General features: G+C 73.1%; 2 protein-coding genes. One reads left to right on the top strand and one right to left on the bottom strand.

Features of this window, described 5'->3' with window-relative positions; all coding sequences use genetic code 11:
- On the bottom strand, nt 1–1,260 hold a 1,260-nt coding region (locus ACFWV2_RS09105; protein WP_384403990.1), incomplete at its 3' end, for a HAMP domain-containing protein.
- Between the two features lie 272 nt (nt 1,261–1,532).
- Between ACFWV2_RS09105 and ACFWV2_RS09110 the strand changes: the two genes are divergently transcribed.
- Nucleotides 1,533–4,178, top strand: coding sequence for a SpoIIE family protein phosphatase (locus ACFWV2_RS09110; RefSeq protein WP_384403993.1), 2,646 nt, complete (start codon nt 1,533–1,535; stop codon nt 4,176–4,178).
- The last annotated feature ends 67 nt before the right edge of the window (nt 4,179–4,245 follow it).

The raw sequence follows: 4,245 nt of genomic DNA on the forward strand, positions 1-4,245 counted from the left end.
CGTCGTCACCTGCGCGATGTCCCGCACCTGCGTGGTGATGTTCCGGAAGACGGTGTTCACCGAGTCCGTGAGGTCCTTCCACGTCCCCGCCGCACCCGGCACCTGCGCCTGACCGCCGAGCAGACCCTCCGCACCGACCTCACCCGACACCCGGGTCACCTCGTCGGCGAACGTCCGCAGCGTCTTGGTCATCTGGTTGATCGTGTCCGCCAGCTGCGCGATCTCCCCGCGCGCCGACACCCGCACCTTCTGCGACAGATCGCCGTTGGCGACCGCCGTCGTCACCTCGGCGATGCCCCGCACCTGGTTGGTCAGGTTGCCGGCCATGGTGTTGACGGAGTCCGTGAGGTCCTTCCACACACCGGCGACGCCGGCCACCTCGGCCTGACCGCCGAGCTCCCCCTCCGTACCCACCTCGCGGGCGACACGGGTCACCTCGGACGAGAACGACGACAGCTGGTCCACCATCCGGTTGACGGTGTTCTTCAGCTCCAGCATCTCGCCGGCCACGTTCGCCGTGACCTTCTGCGACAGATCGCCGTTGGCGACCGCCGTCGTCACCAGGGCGATGTCCCGCACCTGGGCCGTCAGCCGGTTCGCCATGGTGTTGACCGAGTCCGTGAGGTCCTTCCACGAGCCGGACACCCCGCGCACCTGCGCCTGCCCGCCCAGCTTGCCGTCCGTGCCCACCTCGACGGCGACCCGGGTCACCTCGGACGCGAACACCGACAGCTGGTCGACCAGGTTGTTGGCGGTACGGGCGACCTTCAGGAACTCCCCGCGCAGCGGCCGGACCGTCCCGTCGGCACCCTCCGAACGCAGGTCCATCCGCTGATCCAGATCGCCCTCGGCCACCGCCGAGAGCACCCGTCCCACCTCGGACACCGGCCGGGCAAGATCGTCGACGAGCGCGTTCGCGGCCTCGATCGCCGCCGCCCACGCCCCCTCACCGGCCCCGGCCTCCAGACGCTCGGACAGCTTGCCCTCGCGCCCCACCACCCGGCGGACCCGCGACAGCTCCCCCGTCACGTGCATCTGCCGGTCCGCGACCTCGTTGAACACGGCGGAGATCTCCGCCATGACCCCGTCGCCGGACACCGTGAGCCGCCTGCGGAGGTTGCCGTCCCGCATCGACACCAGTGCGGCCAGCAACCGCTCCAGCGCCGCCGCGTCCACCTGCACCGTCCCCCCACGGGAACGCCCGCCCCTCGCGCGCGTGCCAGTGCCTCCGCCGCGTCGCGCCGCCGTGCCAGCTTCCACCGTGTCCCTCCCGAAAGGGGTCGACCGTCGTACCGCTCCGGCTCCCGCCGGTAGCCTGCCCAGTGTTTCACCGTCACCGAACCAGGCGATAACAGTTCGGCAGCTTCGCACATGCGTCCCTACCCCCGGGGGACGGAATCAGCGTGACCGGCATCCGCTGGGACAGTGAAGGTAAGTAACCTGGCTTGCGACTGTCCACTCGCCCCGGTCAGCCCGGCGGGGGCGGCGCGGTGCGCGCACGACCACCGGGCAGCGGGAGGGACAGACCGAGCATGGCAGAGCCGGGCGTCGAGACGCGTACGAGGAGTTCAGTGATCACCGCGCGGGCGACTGCGACCTTCGAGCCCGTCGGGCGATCGGTCGCGGCCGCCCGCGCCTTCGTCCGGGACACCCTCCAGGGCTGGGGACACCCCGAGCTCGTCGACGACGCCGTCGTCCTCACGAGCGAGCTCGTCACCAACGCGGTCATCCACGCCGGCACCGCCGCCGAAGTCCTCTGCCTCCGCGCCGACGACAGCATCCGCGTCGAGGTCGCCGACCGCTACCCCGAGCGCGAGATCCCCGTCCAGAGCGGCCGGTCCCTCGGCAGCCCCGACCGCGAGAACGGCCGGGGCCTGCTGCTCTGCGCCGCCCTCGCCCACCGCTGGGGCGTCGACTACTCCCCCACCCGCAAGCACGTCTGGTTCCACCTCGACCTGCCCCGACGCCCGGTCGGCACCCGCTCCGCGGGCCCCGTCCTGCCCGACGCGCTCCTGCCGGTCGCCGACAGCCGGGTCCGCGTCGCCGTCGCGCAGATCGACCGCGGTGGCGCCGTCACCGCCTGGAACGAGCACGCGGAGGAACTCTTCGGTCACACCTCCGAGCAGGTCACCGGCAAACCCCTCGGCGACCTCGCCGCCTGGCCCCACACCCCCGGCATCGGCACCGGACTCGCCGAGGCCCTCCGTCTCTCCCGCTGGGAGGGCAGCTACGGCATCCGCTGCGCCGACGGCCGTGTCATCCCCGTCTACGCCTCGCACCTCCGGGTCCGCGACGCCCAGGGCGAGCCCTCCACCGTCTGCCTCCTGGTCCGCGAGCACGAGCGGGCCGTCCTCCAGACCCCGCAGCGCCCCACCGCCGAGCCGGGCGCCGAGAGCCGCACCGCGGACCCCTTCGAGGTCTTCATCGGCTCCCCCGCCCCCGACGACCTCGACGGCCTGCTCCAGCGCACGGTCGAACGCGCCCGCGACATGCTCGACGGCGACGCCGCCTTCCTGCTCCTCGCCACCGACGACGAGACGGAACTCGAGGTACGGGCGACCACCGGCCTCCCCGCCGCCCGCCAGCGCTTCGCCCGCGTCCCCGTCGAGACCGGCGCCAGCCGTTACGGCTCCGCCCGCATGCCCGCCGTCCACGAGGACCTGGCCGCCGTCCCCGGCGCCGTCCCCCTCCTCGAAGGCACCGGCATGCGCTCGGTGGTCACCGTCCCGCTCAAGGTCGAGGGCCGGCTCACCGGCTCCCTCGGCGTCGCGGCGGAGAGCGCGAACCGCTACTCCAACGAGGAGGCGCTCCGCCTCCAGTTCGCCGCCGACCGCATCGCCCTCGCGGTCGAGTCGGCCCGCCTCGGCGAGCTGGAGCGTCTCCGCCGCGGCTCCCTCAGCTTCCTGGTCGAGGCCTCCGACCTCCTGGCCGGCACCCTCGACCGCGACCAGACACTGGCCCTGATGGCCCAGATGACGGTCCCGACCCTCGCCACCTGGTGCGCGGTCTACACGATCGCCGACCAGACCTCCGATCCGTACCTCTCCTACGTCCTGCACGAGGACGAGGACCGCATCGACGGCCTCAAGGCACTGCTCTCCTCCATCGCCCCGCCCGACCCGGTGCCGACCCCCGGCGCCCGCGTCTGGACCGCGCCGGGAGACGCCGCCCACCGAGCCGCCCTCAGCGCCTCGGTCCGCGCCCTCGACCACCCCACGAGCCCGCTGTCCTCCGGCATCGACATCACCCTGACCACCGCGAGCACGGTCGCCGGCGAGACGGTCGTCCTGCCGCTGGTGGCCCGCAACCGGGTCATCGGCATGCTCACCCTGGGCAGGCCCTCGGAGGACCACTTCCGCCAGGAGATCCTGGAGCTCGCCGAGGACCTCTCGCGCCGGGCCGCCCTCGCCCTGGACAACGCCCGCCTGTACTCGGAGCGGGTGGCGATCAGCCAGTCCCTCCAGCGCAGCCTCCTGCCGCCCGGCCTCCCCGACATCCCGGGCGTCGAGGTGGACGTCATCTACCGAGCGGCCGGCGAGGGCAACGAGGTGGGAGGCGACTTCTACGACCTCTTCCCGATCAGCGACGGGGCTTACGGCTTCGCCATCGGCGACGTCTGCGGTACGGGCCCCGAAGCCGCCGCCGTCACCGGCCTGGCCCGTCACGCCCTGCGTCTCCTGGCCCGCGAGGGCTTCGGCGGTCCGGCCGTCCTGGAGCGCCTGAACGCGGCGATCCTCGACGAGGGCGCCCGCAGCCGCTTCCTCACCCTGCTGTACGGAGAGATGCGCCCGCAGGAGGACGGCTCGGCGATCCTCAAGGTCGTGTGCGCCGGTCACCCCCTCCCGCTCCGACTCCGCCAGGACGGCACGGTCGAGCCGTCGGCCGAGCCCCAGCCGCTCTTGGGCGTCATGGAGGACCTGGAGCTGTACGAGCAGACGATCACGCTCGACCCGGGTGACGTCCTCCTCTGCGTCACGGACGGCGTGACGGAACGCCGTGAGGGCACCCGCATGCTGGGCGACGACGGCTTGGCGGAGGTCCTCAAGACCTGCACGGGCCTGACGGCCGGCGCGGTGGCCGCCCGGGTCCTCCGCGCGGTGGAGCGCTTCGCCCAGGCTCCCGCCTCCGACGACATGGCCATCCTGGCGATGCGCCTCAGAGAACCGGACGACCGCTGACGAGACGGGGGGGGGCCCCCCCCCGGTGGGGGGCGGCCGCCGCCGGGGGAGGGCCGGGAACAAAAAA

This window comes from Streptomyces sp. NPDC058671, assembly GCF_042716475.1.
In the GTDB taxonomy this organism is placed as follows: Bacteria; Actinomycetota; Actinomycetes; order Streptomycetales; family Streptomycetaceae; genus Streptomyces.

Bases quoted from the DNA above. Each gene is read 5' to 3' on its own strand.
- ACFWV2_RS09110 (WP_384403993.1), top strand. From the start codon at position 1,533: ATGGCAGAGCCGGGCGTCGAGACGCGTACGAGGAGTTCAGTGATCACC.